The sequence below is a fragment of the Methylobacterium sp. J-043 genome (assembly GCF_022829505.1).
GTDB classification, from domain to species: Bacteria; Pseudomonadota; Alphaproteobacteria; order Rhizobiales; family Beijerinckiaceae; genus Methylobacterium; species Methylobacterium extorquens_A.
Genome location: NZ_JAKSYB010000075.1, coordinates 130,792 through 145,489, shown reverse-complemented (window position 1 = coordinate 145,489; position 14,698 = coordinate 130,792). Strand labels below are relative to the sequence as shown.

The 14,698-nt window shown below is 70.4% G+C and carries 16 protein-coding genes; 2 read left to right on the top strand and 14 right to left on the bottom strand.

Features of this window, described 5'->3' with window-relative positions:
* Window positions 1-32: 32 nt before the first annotated feature.
* A complete protein-coding gene (locus MKK50_RS23910) occupies window positions 33-1,442 on the top strand; it encodes a mannose-1-phosphate guanylyltransferase/mannose-6-phosphate isomerase (RefSeq protein WP_499025666.1) in 1,410 nt (469 codons plus the stop codon).
* 9 nt (window positions 1,443-1,451) lie between these two features.
* Window positions 1,452-1,811: a hypothetical protein gene (locus MKK50_RS23905; RefSeq protein ID WP_253369756.1), complete on the top strand. Its 360-nt coding sequence runs from the start codon at window positions 1,452-1,454 to the stop codon at window positions 1,809-1,811.
* 217 nt (window positions 1,812-2,028) lie between these two features.
* On the opposite strand, the gene MKK50_RS23900 is transcribed toward MKK50_RS23905, so the two are convergent.
* The 14 genes from MKK50_RS23900 to MKK50_RS23835 form a co-directional block, all read right to left on the bottom strand.
* Window positions 2,029-2,718: a response regulator transcription factor gene (locus MKK50_RS23900; RefSeq protein ID WP_253369753.1), complete on the bottom strand. Its 690-nt coding sequence runs from the start codon at window positions 2,716-2,718 to the stop codon at window positions 2,029-2,031.
* Window positions 2,715-3,326: an MxaH protein gene (locus MKK50_RS23895; protein WP_253369752.1), complete on the bottom strand. Its 612-nt coding sequence runs from the start codon at window positions 3,324-3,326 to the stop codon at window positions 2,715-2,717. The genes MKK50_RS23900 and MKK50_RS23895 overlap by 4 nt, the downstream gene beginning before the upstream one ends.
* The gene (locus MKK50_RS23890; protein WP_499025665.1) at window positions 3,323-4,279 is read right to left on the bottom strand and encodes a YncE family protein; all 957 of its coding nucleotides are present in this window, start codon (window positions 4,277-4,279) and stop codon (window positions 3,323-3,325) included. The genes MKK50_RS23895 and MKK50_RS23890 overlap by 4 nt, the downstream gene beginning before the upstream one ends.
* On the bottom strand, window positions 4,276-4,806 hold the full coding sequence (locus MKK50_RS23885; RefSeq protein ID WP_499025663.1) for an SRPBCC family protein: 531 nt from the start codon (window positions 4,804-4,806) through the stop codon (window positions 4,276-4,278). Before MKK50_RS23885 ends, MKK50_RS23890 begins: the two co-directional genes overlap by 4 nt.
* Window positions 4,806-5,816, bottom strand: a complete 1,011-nt coding sequence (locus MKK50_RS23880) for a vWA domain-containing protein (RefSeq protein WP_499025662.1) — start codon at window positions 5,814-5,816, stop codon at window positions 4,806-4,808. Before MKK50_RS23880 ends, MKK50_RS23885 begins: the two co-directional genes overlap by 1 nt.
* Window positions 5,813-6,451: an MxaK protein gene (locus MKK50_RS23875; RefSeq protein ID WP_499025774.1), complete on the bottom strand. Its 639-nt coding sequence runs from the start codon at window positions 6,449-6,451 to the stop codon at window positions 5,813-5,815. The genes MKK50_RS23880 and MKK50_RS23875 overlap by 4 nt, the downstream gene beginning before the upstream one ends.
* A complete protein-coding gene (locus tag MKK50_RS23870) occupies window positions 6,451-7,533 on the bottom strand; it encodes a vWA domain-containing protein (RefSeq protein ID WP_499025660.1) in 1,083 nt (360 codons plus the stop codon). The genes MKK50_RS23875 and MKK50_RS23870 overlap by 1 nt, the downstream gene beginning before the upstream one ends.
* Before the next feature lie 4 nt (window positions 7,534-7,537).
* Complete coding sequence (locus tag MKK50_RS23865; RefSeq protein WP_499025659.1) at window positions 7,538-8,461, bottom strand: nonribosomal peptide synthetase MxaA; 924 nt, start codon at window positions 8,459-8,461, stop codon at window positions 7,538-7,540.
* Between the two features lie 5 nt (window positions 8,462-8,466).
* Window positions 8,467-9,336, bottom strand: a complete 870-nt coding sequence (locus MKK50_RS23860) for a DUF58 domain-containing protein (protein WP_499025658.1) — start codon at window positions 9,334-9,336, stop codon at window positions 8,467-8,469.
* A complete protein-coding gene (locus MKK50_RS23855) occupies window positions 9,333-10,364 on the bottom strand; it encodes an AAA family ATPase (protein ID WP_253369738.1) in 1,032 nt (343 codons plus the stop codon). The genes MKK50_RS23860 and MKK50_RS23855 overlap by 4 nt, the downstream gene beginning before the upstream one ends.
* A gap of 178 nt (window positions 10,365-10,542) precedes the next feature.
* Window positions 10,543-10,833, bottom strand: a complete 291-nt coding sequence (locus MKK50_RS23850) for a methanol dehydrogenase [cytochrome c] subunit (protein WP_253369736.1) — start codon at window positions 10,831-10,833, stop codon at window positions 10,543-10,545.
* 149 nt (window positions 10,834-10,982) lie between these two features.
* Window positions 10,983-11,576 carry a cytochrome c(L), periplasmic gene (moxG, locus tag MKK50_RS23845; RefSeq protein WP_253373999.1) on the bottom strand — a complete coding sequence of 198 codons (594 nt, stop codon included), beginning with the start codon at window positions 11,574-11,576 and terminating at the stop codon, window positions 10,983-10,985.
* A 44-nt stretch (window positions 11,577-11,620) separates the two neighbouring features.
* Entirely contained in the window at window positions 11,621-12,499 is an 879-nt protein-coding gene (gene moxJ / locus MKK50_RS23840; protein ID WP_499025657.1) for a methanol oxidation system protein MoxJ, read from the bottom strand.
* Window positions 12,500-12,779: 280 nt separating this feature from the next.
* Window positions 12,780-14,660 carry a methanol/ethanol family PQQ-dependent dehydrogenase gene (locus tag MKK50_RS23835; protein WP_003599114.1) on the bottom strand — a complete coding sequence of 627 codons (1,881 nt, stop codon included), beginning with the start codon at window positions 14,658-14,660 and terminating at the stop codon, window positions 12,780-12,782.
* Window positions 14,661-14,698 lie beyond the last annotated feature (38 nt).

Here is a 14,698-nt window from a genome sequence, read left to right as displayed (position 1 = left end):
TCCCAAGTCCCAGCACAAAAGGACGCCCGTCGATGCCTGCACGGATCCAGCCCGTCATCCTCTGCGGCGGCTCGGGAACGCGGCTCTGGCCCACCTCCCGCAGCTCGATGCCGAAGCAGTTCGTGCCCCTGCTCGGGCCGCACTCGACCTTCCAGCAGACCCTGATGCGGCTCCAGGGCCCGCTCTTCGCCCGGCCGATCGTTGTGGCGAACCGCGATCACCGCTGCCTCGTCGAGAAGCAGGCGGCGGCCATCGATGCGGGCGTCACCCTGCTGCTGGAGCCGGAGCGCCGCGATTCCGGCCCGGCGATCCTGGCCGCCTGCACCCTGGTGGCGCGGCAGGATCCGGACGCGGTGGTGCTCGTGCTGCCCTCCGACCACATCGTCACCGAGCCGCGCGCCTTCCGCCGGGCGGTGGCCTCCGCCCTGCCGGCGGCGCGGGCGGGGCGGCTCGTCACCTTCGGCATCGAGGCGGATCACGCCAGCACCGAATATGGCTGGATCCGGCCCGGCACGCGCGTCGAGGCGCGCTGCCATGCGGTCCACACCTTCGCCGAGAAGCCGGATGCGGCCCGTGCCGCGACCTACCTCTCGGACCGCTGGCTGTGGAACTCCGGCAACTTCCTGATGCGGGCGGACACCCTGTGCGCCGAGTACGCCGCGTTCGATCCCGACACGGCCGCCGCCGCCACGCGGGCGGTCGAGGCCGCCGCCGACGAGGGCGGGGCGGTCGCCCTCGACGCCGAGGGGTTTGCCGGCACCCACAAGACCTCCCTCGACTTCGCGGTGATGGAGAAGACGAGCCGCGCCGCGGTCGCGCGGATGCGCTGCGGCTGGTCGGATGTGGGCAACTGGAACGCGCTCTGGGCGATCAGCGAGCGGGACGACCTCGGCAATGTCAGCCGCGGCGCGGCCGAGCTGTTTGACACCGAGGGCTGCTTCGTCTCCTCGGAGGGGATGGTGACCTCGCTCGTCGGCGTGCGCGACCTCGTCGTGGTGGCCGAGAAGGACGCGATTTTGGTGGCCGACCGCAGCCGCTCCGGCGACGTGCGCAAGATGGTCGAGATCCTGCGCAGCAAGGGCCGGCCCCAGGCCGAGTGGCACGCCTCCTCGCACCGCCCCTGGGGTAGCTACCGGGTGCTGGAGGCTTCCGACGGCTTCCAGGTCAAGCGGATCACCGTTGCACCCGGCGGCCGGCTCTCCCTTCAGAAACATCGCCACCGGGCCGAGCACTGGGTCGTGGTGCGCGGCTGCGCCCGGGTCACCGTGGACGACACGGTCGCCGATTACCGCGAGAGCGAGCACATCTTCATCCCGCTCGGCGCCATCCACCGCCTCGAGAATCCCGGCAACGACGATGTCGAACTGATCGAGGTGCAACTCGGCAGCTACCTCGGCGAGGACGACATCGTCCGCCTCGAGGACGCCTACCACCGCGCCTGACCGCTCGCCATGACAGCCCCCGAGGAGCGGATAACGGAGACCGGACCGGACGCCGCGGCGTCCGAGCCGGCGGAGCACGGCGCCCTGACCCGGCACTGGGACAGCCTGGATGGGGACGCCGCCGCGTTGCTCGGCGCGGTCGAGCGGAACCTCGATCGGGGCCGGGACCGCGGGCCGGAGGAGGGCCGCCGTCCGGCCCCGCTCGGCGGGGAGCTGCACCGGCCCCGCCTCAACGGTCCGACGCGCACCGCGAGCCAGCCCGATCGGCCGAAGCGCTGGATCACCGCCATGCTCGCGGCGGCGGCCCTGACGTTGCCCTTCGCCACGCCCGCGGGCGATGCCAGCCCGCGGGCCCCGTTCGCCGAATGACGGCGATCCAACCCGCCCCTCATCCTTCGAAGCCCGCTGTCGCGGGCACCTCAGGAGAGGGTGAGGACGGGATGACTGTTCGCTTGCCCGCCGGCCGTCCCTTCGAGCGGACTCATACCAGATCCGGCTGATCCCTTCGGGATGGCGGATTTGGGCTTCGCTCAGGCGCCGCGCGGGCTGAGCGATACGATCCCCGCTTGGATCAGCGGAAACCGTATCACAGCAGCGCGTTGCGCCGGTTGACCGCGATCTGGACCAGGCCGGCGCGCGACTCGACGCCGAGCTTCTTGCGCATGCTGGAACTGGCATTGATGATCGTGCGGTAGCTCACCGCCATGGCGCTGGCGATGGCGTCGTAGGATTTGCCCTGGCTCAGCAGCGACAGGATCTGCAATTCGCGCGCGCTCAAGGTGGCGAGCGGGGCGGGCCGGGCGCTGCGGTTCAGCATCGCCACGTCGGTGGCGAGCGCGTGCGGCAGGTAGCCCTGCCCGGCGTGGACCGCGTCGAGGGCCTCGATGAAGGCGTCCGATCCGGCATCCTTGAGCGCGAAGCCGAGGGCGCCGCTCTCCAGGGCGCGGGAGACCAGCACCGGGTCGGCATGCATGCTGAAGACGAGGATGCGTGCAGCCGGATCGAGCGCCCGGATGCGGCGGATCAGCGACAGGCCGGACAGGCCGTCGTCGCGAAAGCTCAGATCGGCCACGACGAGGGCCGGCCGGTGCCGATGGAACAGGCGGTAGCCCGAGACGATGTCGGCGGCCTCGTAGACTCGGGCCACGCCCGCGGCCTCCGCCAGCCGGCGCACCCCCTGCATCACGATCGGGTGGTCGTCGATGACGAGCATCGTCTCCGGACGCACCGGCAAGGTCCGAGGCAGGGGCCGGGCGGAGGCACGTCCATCACTCAAGGCCGCCCTCCCGTCTGTTTTTCCGTTTCCCGGGGCGGATCGGGCGGCATCTCCGGCGCGGCGATGTCCGGCCGCTCGCGGGCTTCGAGGCGGGTGAGGGCGGTGGCGTGGTCGGCGCCCTGGGCGCGGGTGTTGTAGTAGTGCTGGCACATCTCGCCGTAGAGACTCTTGTGGCGCCCCCGCACCGACGCGATCGCGCCGAGGCCGTCGATCAGGCCGCGATAGGATTCCGTCTTGCCGATCTCGGACAGCATCTGTCCGAGTTGCACCGTGCGGTTGGCGATCATGCGCTTGTCTTCCACGAAGGCGCTGCGCGCCCGGTCGAGGGATTCGCGCAGTTCCCTGACCGCAGCCGCGTCGCCGGGCAAGGGGTGTCCCGCCTCGCGCCCCGCGAGCCAACGGGCAGGATCCGTGCCGTCGGTGGGCGAGAGCCAGTCGGGCAGGTGGTCTTCCGCGGTCGAGGCGACGATGGCTGCATCATCGCCCCGGTCGGGCGCCGCGTTCGACGCCTCGCCGGAGGTTTCGCCGCGGTCGCAGGCGGAGAGAAGAAGCAGGGCGGCGAGCCCGGCCGCAAGACCGACAAAATGACCGGCGGCGAGCGGTCTCATCGCAGGGTTTCCTTCGCCGGGGCGGCGATCGCGAGGCTGCGCGGGCCCTCAGCGACCGGCAATTGGGTGAGTTCCTTCAGCGTGGCGAGATCGATGACGGACACGGTGTCGGAGAACCAGTTCGCCACGTAGGCTTTTCCCCCCTCGATCACGATGCCCTCCGGGTAGCGGCCGACGCCGACGGTCGCCGCGGTTGCGAGCGTGCCCGCATCGAGCACGGTGACCGTGCCGGCATGCTGGTTGGTGACGAACACCCGCGCCCCGTCCGGGCTCACGGCGATGCCGTAGGGCATGGCGCCGGCCGGCACGGTGGCCAGCGCCTTGAGCGCCCCCGTGTCGATCACGGTGAGGTCGTTGCTGCGCACGTTGCCGACGTAGAGGCGGCGCTCGTCCGGGCTGAGCGCCAGGGCGAAGGGGGCGGTGCCGACGGGAATCGTCGCGAGCCGCGTCATCCGCGCCCCGTCGAACACGCTGATCGCATGGCTCTCCCGGTCGGCAACGTAGAGCCGGCCGGCCCGGTCGAGGGTGATGTGCGCCGGATCCCGGCCGGTCTCGGCGGAGGCCTCGACCGTGCCGTCCGCGGCCGAGAGCCGATCGACGCGGTTGCCCGACCAGTCGTCGACGAACAGGGTTCGCCCGTCGGCTGAGGCGGCGAGGCCGAAGCCCTGGCCCTTGTAGGGGAGGCGGCGCAACACCGCCCCCGTGGCGGCGTCGGCGACCGTGATCGCGTGTCCGTCGGGATGGCTGAGGAACACCAGCCCGCCGCCCGCCGCCACCGTCGCGGGGGCAGAAGCGACGGTGGCGTGGCCCGCGACCGCGCCCGCCTCGACACGCGTGACCTGCGCCCCCTGCTGGCTCGCGACGTAGACCGTCGCAGCCTGAGCCGGTTGCCCGGCGGGCAGGCCGGTGAGGGTGGGCGCGAGGATCAGCGCGGCGAGGGCGGGACGGATCATTTCGCCTTGCCACCCTCCACGGCCGCCTTCAGGCCCTTCAGGCCCTCGGAAAAGTACGTGTTCATCGCCGCCTTGCCGGCCTCGTCGCTGAGGTTCTCCGGCGGCTCGTTGCCGGTGTCGCCGCGATAGAAGCGGCCCATCCACTCGACCTTGGAGCCGTCGCCCTCCGGGCTCACGGTGAAGGTCGCCGAGTAGGACGAGACCGGCAGCGCCTTCAGGTCCGGCTCGCCCATCCGGTAGGAATAGGTGCGGCCCTCTGCCTTGTACTCGTCGAGGCTCTCCTCGATCTTGCCACCGCTCTTGAAGGTGAGGGTGCGGGTGCCGCCATCCTTCGAGCCGCTGCCCTCCGCCTTCTCGATCGCCGGGTGCCACTTTCCGATGCCGGCGAAATCGCCCGCCACCTTCCACACCGCGTCCGGGCTCGCCTTGATCGTGATCGACTGGGAGACCTTCTGCGGGGTCGGGCCGTGGGCGAGTGCGGCGGTCGCGGCGAGCGCGAGCGGAAGAACGAGAAGGGACAGACGCATTATGACATCCTGCTGGGGGTGGAGGGTGTGAAGCGGGCGCGGAGCGCACCCGCGAGGAAGACGGCGAGCACGACGGCCAGAGCCGCCGCGCCGAGGAAGGGGCGCAGGTCGAGCCGGCTCGGAAGGGGACGCGGCGTGGCGGCCGCGAGGAGGGGCGCGCGCAGGTCCGGCCCGTCGAGATGGGCGTAGGCGAGGCCGGTCTGCGTAGCCAAAGCCTTCAGATGCGGCTCGCGCACGGAGGAGAGATGCTCCTCGCCGCGCGCCGCCGCGCCGCCGAAGGGGGCGTTGCGCGGGTTGTAGCCCTCGCGCGATTCCGCGTCGGCCGGCGGCGGGCCGAAGCGGTTCTCCTGCTGCACGTCGGTCTCGGCGTAGAAGCCGGTCTCGCGGCCGCGATCGTTGAACTTCGGGATCGGCGCCAGCGCGTGGCCGCCCGCCCCGACGATCAGGCCGCGCACCGCCCCCGGCTTGCCCTCGAAGGGCGGGATGCCGTTGGCGGGGAGCGGTGGCGTCTCCTGGCCGTCGGTGATGAACAGGAGGTCGGTGTCGAGTTCCCCGGCCATCGTGACGGCCCGGTGAAGGCCCGAACTGATACGGCTGTCGCCCTCCCAGGCCATGCGCCAGTCGAGCGCCGCGATCGCCCCGTCCAGCGGCGCGAAATCGGCGCAGACCTCGATCGGCCCGAACAGCAGGAACGGCCGCCGCTCGGTGAACAGGGCGAGCGCGAGGCGCGAGCCGCAGGGCAGTTCGGGGATCAGCGCGCGCAGGGCCGCCTTGGCGGTGTCGAGCCGGCTCGCCGGGCGCCCATCGCTTGTATAGTCGCGCACGTTCATGCTGCCAGTGATGTCGACCACCGCCAGCACCGCCACACCCGAGCGGGTGAGCGGCAGCGGCGGCACGACGATCGCGAGCACCGCGAGAAGCAAGGCCGCGGCGAGCGCCTGGAAGCGGCGGTCGCGCAGGTTTCTGGCGAACGGAAGCTCGGCCCAGACGCTGGCCCCCGGCCTCCTCATGGCCCGCCCCGCGGCTGGCCGGGGATGTCGGTCCAGATCTGCTTGGGCTCGGCCTTCAGCTCGTCACCGAACTTGCGGTCGAATTCCGGGAAGTCGCGGATCAGGCGCGAGGCGACATCGAAGTTGAACTTCGCGTCCCAGAAGTCGGGCCGGGCCTGAAGCGCCCGGCGGTAGTCCTGGCGTGCGAGCGTGACCTGCGGGCCCGCCTTGTCGAGTTCGCTGCGCTCGATCAGCCGGAAGGCTTCGCGGATGCGGGCATTGGCGACGATGTAGCGGGCGCGCGCCGCCGCGTCGGCGGATCGCCGATGGTCGAGGGTCTCCAGCAGCGGCTCGGCCTCACTCATGCGGTCGCGAAACGCCAGGAATTTCGTGCGCGCGACGAGGAGAGCGTCCGGGGCGTCCGGCGGGATGGCGATGTCGCGCCCCGCTTCCAGCTCCGCGATGACCGCATTGGTGCGCGCGTCCCGCCAGGCCGTGAGCGCGAGGGCCGCGGCGGCGGCGAGCAGCAGGATCGGCAGCAGCACGAGCCCGTAGGGGCGAAAGAGGCGCCAGCCCTGCGCCGCGCCCGCACCGATCCGGGCGCGCAGGGATGGAGAAGGGGATTGGGAATGCGCGTGGGAGAGGGCGGAGGGCATCATGCGGCGGCCCTTTTGGAGACGGCGACCGCCTCACCAGTGGCGGGAGCCGGATCAGCGGGGCGCCGTGACGGCGCCCGCGCCGACACGTGGACAAAATCCGTCTCCGCCAGCTTGGCCAGCACGAGGAGGAGCAGGCCGAAGGCCGCCAGCGCGTAGGCCCAGCCGGTGAGGTCGCGGCGCGGGCGCTCCTCGGTATAGGGGATGGGGTCGCGCTCCAGCGCCTCGATCTGGCGCACGGCATTCGCCACCGCGTCGGCGCCCTCGGCCTCGAAGGCGCGATAGGGCACGCCGAGGCTCTTGAAGAACAGGTCGAGATGGCGCTCGGGCGCGGCCTGCGGCGTGTCCTCGCCCGCAGGCTTGTCATAGATCGAGGGCGAGCCCTTGGTGCGCAGGAACAGCCAGTAGAGGTTCGGCTGCACTTTCGTGAACTCGGCGCGCAACTGCCCCTGGATGCGCGGATCGATCACCGCCGCGCCGTCCGAGACCAGCAGCAGGGCGCGCGACACCCCCGGGGCGCCCGCCCCGAACTGCGACAGCGCCATCCCGAGGCCGCGGGCGACGTTGGTGTAGTCGAGGCCGGGGCGGTCGATGGCGGCGACCGCCGCGCGCACGGCATCGTGCCGGTCGGTCATCGGCACCACGAGCATCGGCGCGGTCGAGAAGGCGGTCACCGCGAACTGGTCATGGGCGCGCTCGCCGACGAAGTCGCGCAGGATGCGCCGGGAGGCGGCGGCCTTCGATTCCTCCGCTCCCGAGGGCTGCCGGCCGGCGAAGGTCTCGTTCATGCTGCCCGAGCGGTCGATCAGCATCGAGATCTGGGCGCCGATGCCGGTGCGGGTCACGCGTTCGCCCGCGCGGTACGGCCCGGCCAGCGCCAGGACGAGGCCGCCGACTGCCAGCATGCCGGCGGCGGTCAGGGCGATCCGCAGGCCGGAGGAGAGCGGGTCCTCGGGGGCCGCCGCGACCGACGACACCGCGCTGCGCCGGGTGACGGACAGGAGCAGCGGCAGCAGCACCAGCGGCAGGAGCCACAGCAGCCAGGGCGTGGCCACGCCGAGTGCGGGGAGGAGCGCCGTCACCGGGTCACGCGCTCCGCTCGACCGCGCCGAGCCGGCGCAGCAGCGCTTCGGCTTCGGGCAGGGGCAGCGTCGTCCCGGCCCCGGCGGTGTCCCGGCCGAAGAAGGCCAGCCGCGAGGCCGAGAAGAACTTTTGGAGGCCGCTCGCCTGTCCCCGGAAGGCGGGATGGCGGCCGAGGAAGTCAGGCAGGTCGTCGGCGAGCACTCGGCGCCCGTCGGTCGCGTCGAGGCCGCGATGCAGGGCGAGCAGCGCCTCGCGGTACAGGGCTTCCCCCTGCGATTGCCGCTTCGCCCGGCCGAGTAATTTCAGCGCCTGCGCGAAGGGCCGACCGCGGCGGGTTCCAAAAATCCACCACGCCCGGTCGTAGGCGAGCAGCCCCAGCGCCAGGACGGCGAGCGCCAGGAAGCCGGCGGCGGAGGCCAGCGCCGGCTGCGGATCGAGGCGCGGGGCGCGCCCGTCGGGCCGCAGGTACTCGGCCGGGTCGTCGCGCCGCTCGGGCTGCACCTCGCGCAGGGGCGAGACGCCGATCTTCCAGGTGGGCACCTGCGCCACCGCCGTGGTCGATCCGTTCGTGCCGGCGCTCTCGACGGTGACGGGGAAGCCCGGCACTTCGAGGGTGCGGGCATCGAGCGCGACGTAGAAGTCCTGATAGGTCAGGCGCAGCCGGATCACATGCGCGCCGTCGGCAGCCCGGCTTTCCTCCGTGCGCACGTCGCGCAGGTCGAGCCAGTAGGTGACCGGGCCGGGCTTGGGCAGCGACGGGCGCTGCAGAGTGAAGCCGGGATCGGTGCGGATCTCGGCCTGGACCTGTACGAGGTCGCCCTGGAAATAGCCGAAAGCGCGGGGCGTGCGCAGCTCGACGCTGCGCACCTGGGCGGCGGCCGGCAGCGACACCAGCGCGAGGAGGATGGCGAGGGGAAGCGCGCGCATCGCTCTCACGTCGTCATCAGGTGGCGGCTCAGCGCCTCGGCGTCGAAGCGGTCGGCGAGCCGGAAGGGCGGACGGGCGAAGGGCGCGCAGATCCGGCGCAAGCGTTCGACGCGCTCGGCCTCGCGGGCGATCCAGCGGCGGCGTAAGGACGGGCGCAGGAACACGAGGCGTCGCCCGGCGCCCTCCAGGTCGTCGAGTTCCACGAGGCCCCAGGCCGGCAGGTCTTCGGACTCGGCGGAATCGGCAAGCAGCACCGGGGTCACGTCGTGCAGCGCCAGCGCCGAGAACACCCCTTCGATCAGCGCCTCGGGCCAGCGGAAATCGGAGACGAGGAAGATCAGCTTCGGGCGCCCGGCGAGGCGGCGCGCGGCCTCCAGCAGGCCCGCGGCGCCGTGCCCATCGCAGGTCGCCTCGCGCAGGCGCGCGGCGGCGGCCTGGGCGGCGGCGCGGTGTCGGGTCGCGGGCAGAGTGAGGTCGTCGCGCAACGTGTCGTCGCAGGCGATCACGCCGAAGCCGTCGCCGATCCGCGTCGCCGAGCGGGCGAGCGTGGCGCAGAAGGTTTGCGCCAGTTCGCGCCGGTCGGCCCGGCCGCGGAAGCGCATGGAGGCGGAGAGGTCGATCAGCGCGTAAGTCTCGACCGGGCTGCGCGCCTCGAAGCGGCGCACGAACACGCCCTCGAACGGGTCGCGGAGCGACGCGCGCAGGTCGATGCGCTGGGCATCCGGCAGGCGCGCGAAACTGACCTGATCGCGGAACGTGCCGAGGCCGCCCGCATCGCGCCCGCGATGGGCGCCGACTCGGTGTCCGCCGGGCCGCCAGCGCGGCAGATAGATGATGTCGGCCCCATCGTTGACCCCGTCCTCCGGGCCGCTCACGGGGCGGGCACCGTCTCGAACACGGCGCGGATGAGGTCGGGCACGATCTGCGCGCGCCGCATCTCGTAGACAGGTTCGAGGAAGACGCGGTGGGCCATCACCTCGGGGAAGACGGCGCGGATATCCTCCGGCACCAGCCAGTCCCGGCCCTCCAGCCAAGCGCGGACGCGGGCGGCGCGCACGAGGAAGGCGACGCCGCGGGGCGAGGCGCCGCCCTGGATGAGGCGGTCCATGTCGATGCCGGGCAGGCGGATGCCGGCGGGGCCGGGACGCACCAGCGCCTCCCACAGGCCGACGACGTAGGCCTCGATCGCCGGCTCGGCCGAGATCGCGTGCTGGATCGCGCTGGCGATGGTGCCGATGCGCTCGAAATCGAGCACGCCGGCCGCGACCTCTTCGGTGAGCCGGTCGGTGTCGTGAAAGCGGGGATCGAACACGAGGTCGCGGCGGGCCTGCGCGTCGCGCGGCGCCTCCATGCCGATCTCCATGAGGAAGCGGTCGCGGGCGGCGGCCGGAAGCTCGAAGGTCTCCTCGCGCTCAACCCGGTTGCGGTCGGCGAAGACCTGGAGGTTGGGGAAGCGGTATTCTCGGTTGAAGGCGGTGACGCTGCGCTCGGCCATGATGCGCAGGAGCAGTGCGTGGACCTGGGGCCGGGCGCGGTTGATTTCGTTGAAGAAGAACACCGAGAGGTCTTCGGCCCGCCGCAGCACCGGGCCGGGCTCGACCCGCGGGCGGCCGTCCTCGCCGAGATAGGTGTGATAGATCAGATCCGTCGGCATCATGTCGACGGTGCCCTCGACGCGCTCGTAGGCGCCGCCGAGGCCGCGGGCGACCGCGCGCAGCAGCGTGGTCTTGCCGACGCCGACATCGCCTTCGAGCATGACGTGGCCGCGGGCGAAGATCGCGATCGTCAGGAGGCGGATCGCCCGTTCCTGGCCGACGACGGCCTTGCCGATCTCGCGCTCGAAGCGCGCGGCGGAATCCCGCCAGTCGGTGAGCATGGCGTCGCCGGGGCGCAAGGTGTTCATTCGGCGGTTGGCCTTTGTTTGCCGTCTTGGGCGCCCCAGGCGCCATGGGCCGCCGCTGCCTCCGCTCCGTTTCGGAGAACGGATCGGGGCAGGGCCTGTCCGGATGGGGCGCCGGGCGGTGCCTCCTGGACCACCCCCGCCCCGAACCCCTCCCCGCGAGGGGAGGGGACAAAACGGCTCAGTTTGCCGCGATCTTGCTGACGTCGTACTCGAACTTGCCGGTCTTCTTGAAGTTCTCGACGCGCTTCTTGTTGCGCTCTTCCATCTGCTTGATGGAATCGGCCTGCTTGTTCAGCTCCTTGGGATCGTGCTTGGGATCGTACTTGGAGCCGGCGATCTTCTCGGGGAAGCCGGGCTTCGGCTCCCAGCAATTGCCCGCGGCCTTGCACTTGGTGCCGTCATAGGCGAGCGCCGGGGCGGCGAGGCCGGACAGGGCGATGGCCGCGGCGGCGATGAGAGTGGTCTTCATGGTTTCCTCCACTTTGTGAGACTTGCTCTTGGCTGAGCCTGCTCTTCTTGGGGCTTGATCGTCCGGGGATCTCGCCGCGAGCGGCGATGCGATCCCACGGCCCGCCCCCTCGATCGCGCCGGTTCGAGCCGGCCCGAAACCCGAAAGGATCACTCCTCCAGCGGCTTGCACTGGCCCTTGGCGTCCTTCGGGATGACTTCGCCCTGCTTGTAGGGCGTGTAGACCTTCTTCTGCTCGTCGTTCAGCCACACGGCGTCCTGCTTCGGCCCCGTATAGAGGTGACGAATCCAGGCGATGGTCTGCAGCATCTCGTCGGGCGTCAGATTCTCGTTGTGCGGGCCCATCATGCCGTTGGCGCCGCCGAAGATCGTGGCGAACAGGCCCACATCCGTCGTGTTGGACGGGTAGGTCCAGTAATTGTCGTTCAGCCCCGGGCCGAGCTTACCCTCGGCGAGGTGGCCGTGGCAGCCCGAGCACGAAGTCGCGAACAAGCTCTCGCCGTTCCGTAGGCAGGACTTGTCGTCGATGTAGCTGTTCTCGCCGGTCTCGAGGAATTTCTTCACGGCGGGCGTGTCGCGGCCGCCTTCCTTGCCCTGCGTGACGTCGAGCGCCTCGCCGGTCACGGTGTTGCGGAAGGTCACGCCCGTCTGCGGTCCGGCCTGAGGCTGCGCCAGGGCCGGCAGAGAGCCGCCGACGAGCGCGAGGCCGAGGAGGGCGGCACCGATCTTTGTCCGGTTCATCATCGTCTTGTTCTTGGTCCTCATCGCAATCGGGATCGTTCGACGGATCAGTTCGAGACGGGCAGCACGGGGACGCCCTCCTCTTTCAGGATCGCCTCGATCTTCGGCTTGGCCTTTTCCAGGGCGGCGTCGATCTCCGCCTTCAGGGCGGTGTCGTCCTTGCGCACGCCCATCGACTGGTCGAAGCTCTGCGGCATCTTCTGGCCGTCGCTGCGCGCAGTGTCGTCGGGCACCGGGGTCATGCGCAGCTTGGTCGAGGAGTCGCGCACGTAGCGGGCGACGTCGGGCCCGAAGGCCACGCCGACCTCGGCCTTGCCGGTGGCGACCTCGCTCACCATCCGGCCCGGATCGATCTGGGTGTACTGGTTGCGCGGCGCGCGGAAATTCACCAGCGAGTAGAGGTAGGCCATATCCTCTTCGTAGCGGCCGATATCCTTGAGCATCGCCTCGCCGGGCGTGCCGAAGCCGACCACCATGTGGCTCACTTCCTTGAGCCGCGGATCGGACCAGGACTTGATGTCGAGATCCTTGTCGGCGCGAGTGAGGAAGACGTAGCCCGAGCGGTAATAGGGCTTGCTGGCCAGCACGCGGGGATCGTCGGCATCGAGCCCGATCACCACGTCGCAGGTCTTCTTCTCCAGCCCGTCGCGCACGAGGTAGATCGCCGGCTTGCCGAGCCACACGAACTGGGCTTTGCGGCCCATCGCCTCGGCGACGGCGGTGGCGATGCGGTTCTCGAGGCCCGAGCCGTCCTTCATCGAGAGCGGCGGCTGCTCGGCAGCGCAGACGCGCAAGGTCCCGGCATCGGGTTTCGCGGTCTCGGCGGCCTTCGAATCCTGCGCCAGGACGGGCGCGCACAGACCGGTCAAGGCAGCGAGGGCGACGGCCGAGGCGACGGCCCGGCGGCGTCCGTTCACGAGCGACATCTTCGTTTCCTCTGGATTATTCTTATCGAGTCTTGGCGCGGGGTCTCTCGGCGCGGACCTGTTTCGTCCATCCTCGCATCGCGCATCTCCCGTGCAGAACAGGATGGGCGGCCCTCTGCCGGCCCGGCACCGTCCTGCGAAGAGGGGCGGGGAGCGCCGACCGATCGCGGAGCCCGCGAGAGGCCAGCGCTCCCTCAACCCAGCCCCTCCCCCGGGCGAGGGGGGAGGGGCGGTCGTCATCCGCCGTCAGGCGGCACGGACCTTCGGTCCGATGGTCGCCTTACTTGGCGGCCGACTTCCACTCGCCGACGTTCGGATCGTCGTAGGGGCCCTTGCCGTCGAGCGAGAACACCACCACGCCGCCACCCATCTGGGTGTAGTTGGCGAGCTTCTTGAAGGCACCCACCGCGCCGAGGCCGGCGGTCGGGTCGGCGAGGTCGAACACGAGGCCGACACCCGGCCAGCCGCCGACGCCGTAGTAGATGGCGACGTACTGCGTGCCCTTGTGGGTGTAGGTCATCGGGTAGCCGATGGCGCCGGACGGGATCTTGAACTTCCAGAGAAGGTCGCCCGTGTCGGAGTCACGCGCCTTCAGGTAGCCGTCGAGCGTGCCGTAGAAGACGAGGTCGCCCGCGGTGGCCATGGTGCCGCCCCACACGGCGAAGCGCTCCATCTTCTCCCACTTATAGTCGCCGGTGATCGCGTTGTACGCCTTGATCTGGCCGAGACCTTCGTAGTTCTGACGGTCGCCCTTCGGGCCCGGATACATGTTCAGCGTCGCACCGACGAAGAACTGACCCGCACGATAGGGAAGCATGAAGGGCTCCCAATCCATGCAGATGTGGTTGATGCCCATGAAGAACAGTTCACGCTTCGGATCGTACGAGTCGTGACCCTGGTTGTGGTAGCCCATCGCCGAGGGGCAGATGTCCTTGGCGAGGTGGTCCATCCGGGTGCCGTACTCCGGATCGCGCACCGGCTGGCCGGTCTTGAGATCGACCGACTTGAACACGTTGACCGTGTCGTCGAGCTTGTTCGCCGAGACGAGCGCGCCGTCGGTACGGTCGAGCGTGTAGACGATGCCGTTGCGGTCCGGGTGGGTCAGCAGCTTGCGGGCCTTGCCGTCCTTGTCCTTCTGCTCGGAGAGCATCATGACGTTGACGCCGGCGTAGTCCCACTCGTCGTGCGGGGTCTTCTGGTAGCCGAACTTGGCTTCACCCGTATCGGCGTCGCGGCCGAAGATCGTCATCGTCCACTTGTTGTCGCCCGGACGCATGGTCTCGTTCCACGGCGCCGGGTTGCCGGTGCCGAAGTAGATCAGGTTCGTGCCCGGATCGTAGGCGTACCAGCCCCAGTTGGTGCCGCCGCCGATCTTCCAGGCATCGCCCTCCCAGGTCCCGGTGCCGAGGCCCTTCTGACCGTAATGGGGGTTCTTGATGTTGAAGTCGGAGGCCAGCAGCAGGTCCTTGTCCGGACCCGTGGCGTAGGCGCGCCACACCTGCTCGCCGGTCTTCACGTCGTAGGCGGTCAGGTAGCCGCGCACGCCGAGCTCGGCGCCCGAGGAGCCGATGATGACCTTGTCCTTGACGACGTAGGGGGCGATCGTGAGCGTCGAGCCGACCTTGATGTCGGAGTTCTCGACCTTCCACACCGTCTCGCCGGTCTCGGCGTTGAGGGCGGCGACGTTGCCGTCGAGCTGGGTCTTGAGGATCAGCGCCGGGGTCTTGCCGTCGCCGGGCCAGTAGGCGAGGCCGCGGTTGACGAGGTCGCAGCAGGCGACCGCGCGGGCGGCCGGGTTCTGCTTCGGCTTGTCCTGCCACAGGATCGTGCCCGGATCGTCGAGGCCGAGAGCGAAGGTGTTGTTCGGGAACGAGGTGTGGATGTACATCTTGCCGTCGACGACGAGCGGCGCGCCCTCGTGGCCGTTCAGAAGGCCGGTCGAGAACGTCCAAGCCGGCCGAAGCTGCTTCACGTTGCCCTTGTTGATCTGCTTCAGGTCGCTGAAGTTGTTTGAATCGTAGTTCTTGCCGGGCATCACCCAGTTGTCGTCGCTCTTCGACAGCTCGACCAGCTTATCGTTGGCGTAGGCCCCGCTCGACAGCGCGGCCGGCGCGAGCGCCAGCATCGCCAAGGCCGAGACTGATGTCACAAACCTGCTCATCCTGCGTCTCCTCGCTGAACCGCCTCGCCTTTCGGCCT

What these genes read in the sequence shown, in the direction of transcription:
- MKK50_RS23835 (WP_003599114.1), bottom strand. Translation starts at nt 14,660, where the DNA reads ATGAGCAGGTTTGTGACATCAGTCTCGGCCTTGGCGATGCTGGCGCTC.
- MKK50_RS23850 (WP_253369736.1), bottom strand. Translation starts at nt 10,833, where the DNA reads ATGAAGACCACTCTCATCGCCGCCGCGGCCATCGCCCTGTCCGGCCTC.
- MKK50_RS23885 (WP_499025663.1), bottom strand. Translation starts at nt 4,806, where the DNA reads ATGCGTCTGTCCCTTCTCGTTCTTCCGCTCGCGCTCGCCGCGACCGCC.
- MKK50_RS23875 (WP_499025774.1), bottom strand. Translation starts at nt 6,451, where the DNA reads ATGCCCTCCGCCCTCTCCCACGCGCATTCCCAATCCCCTTCTCCATCC.
- MKK50_RS23905 (WP_253369756.1), top strand. Translation starts at nt 1,452, where the DNA reads ATGACAGCCCCCGAGGAGCGGATAACGGAGACCGGACCGGACGCCGCG.
- moxJ (WP_499025657.1), bottom strand. Translation starts at nt 12,499, where the DNA reads ATGTCGCTCGTGAACGGACGCCGCCGGGCCGTCGCCTCGGCCGTCGCC.
- MKK50_RS23910 (WP_499025666.1), top strand. Translation starts at nt 33, where the DNA reads ATGCCTGCACGGATCCAGCCCGTCATCCTCTGCGGCGGCTCGGGAACG.
- MKK50_RS23865 (WP_499025659.1), bottom strand. Translation starts at nt 8,461, where the DNA reads ATGCGCGCGCTTCCCCTCGCCATCCTCCTCGCGCTGGTGTCGCTGCCG.
- MKK50_RS23890 (WP_499025665.1), bottom strand. Translation starts at nt 4,279, where the DNA reads ATGATCCGTCCCGCCCTCGCCGCGCTGATCCTCGCGCCCACCCTCACC.
- MKK50_RS23855 (WP_253369738.1), bottom strand. Translation starts at nt 10,364, where the DNA reads ATGAACACCTTGCGCCCCGGCGACGCCATGCTCACCGACTGGCGGGAT.
- MKK50_RS23895 (WP_253369752.1), bottom strand. Translation starts at nt 3,326, where the DNA reads ATGAGACCGCTCGCCGCCGGTCATTTTGTCGGTCTTGCGGCCGGGCTC.
- moxG (WP_253373999.1), bottom strand. Translation starts at nt 11,576, where the DNA reads ATGATGAACCGGACAAAGATCGGTGCCGCCCTCCTCGGCCTCGCGCTC.
- MKK50_RS23880 (WP_499025662.1), bottom strand. Translation starts at nt 5,816, where the DNA reads ATGAGGAGGCCGGGGGCCAGCGTCTGGGCCGAGCTTCCGTTCGCCAGA.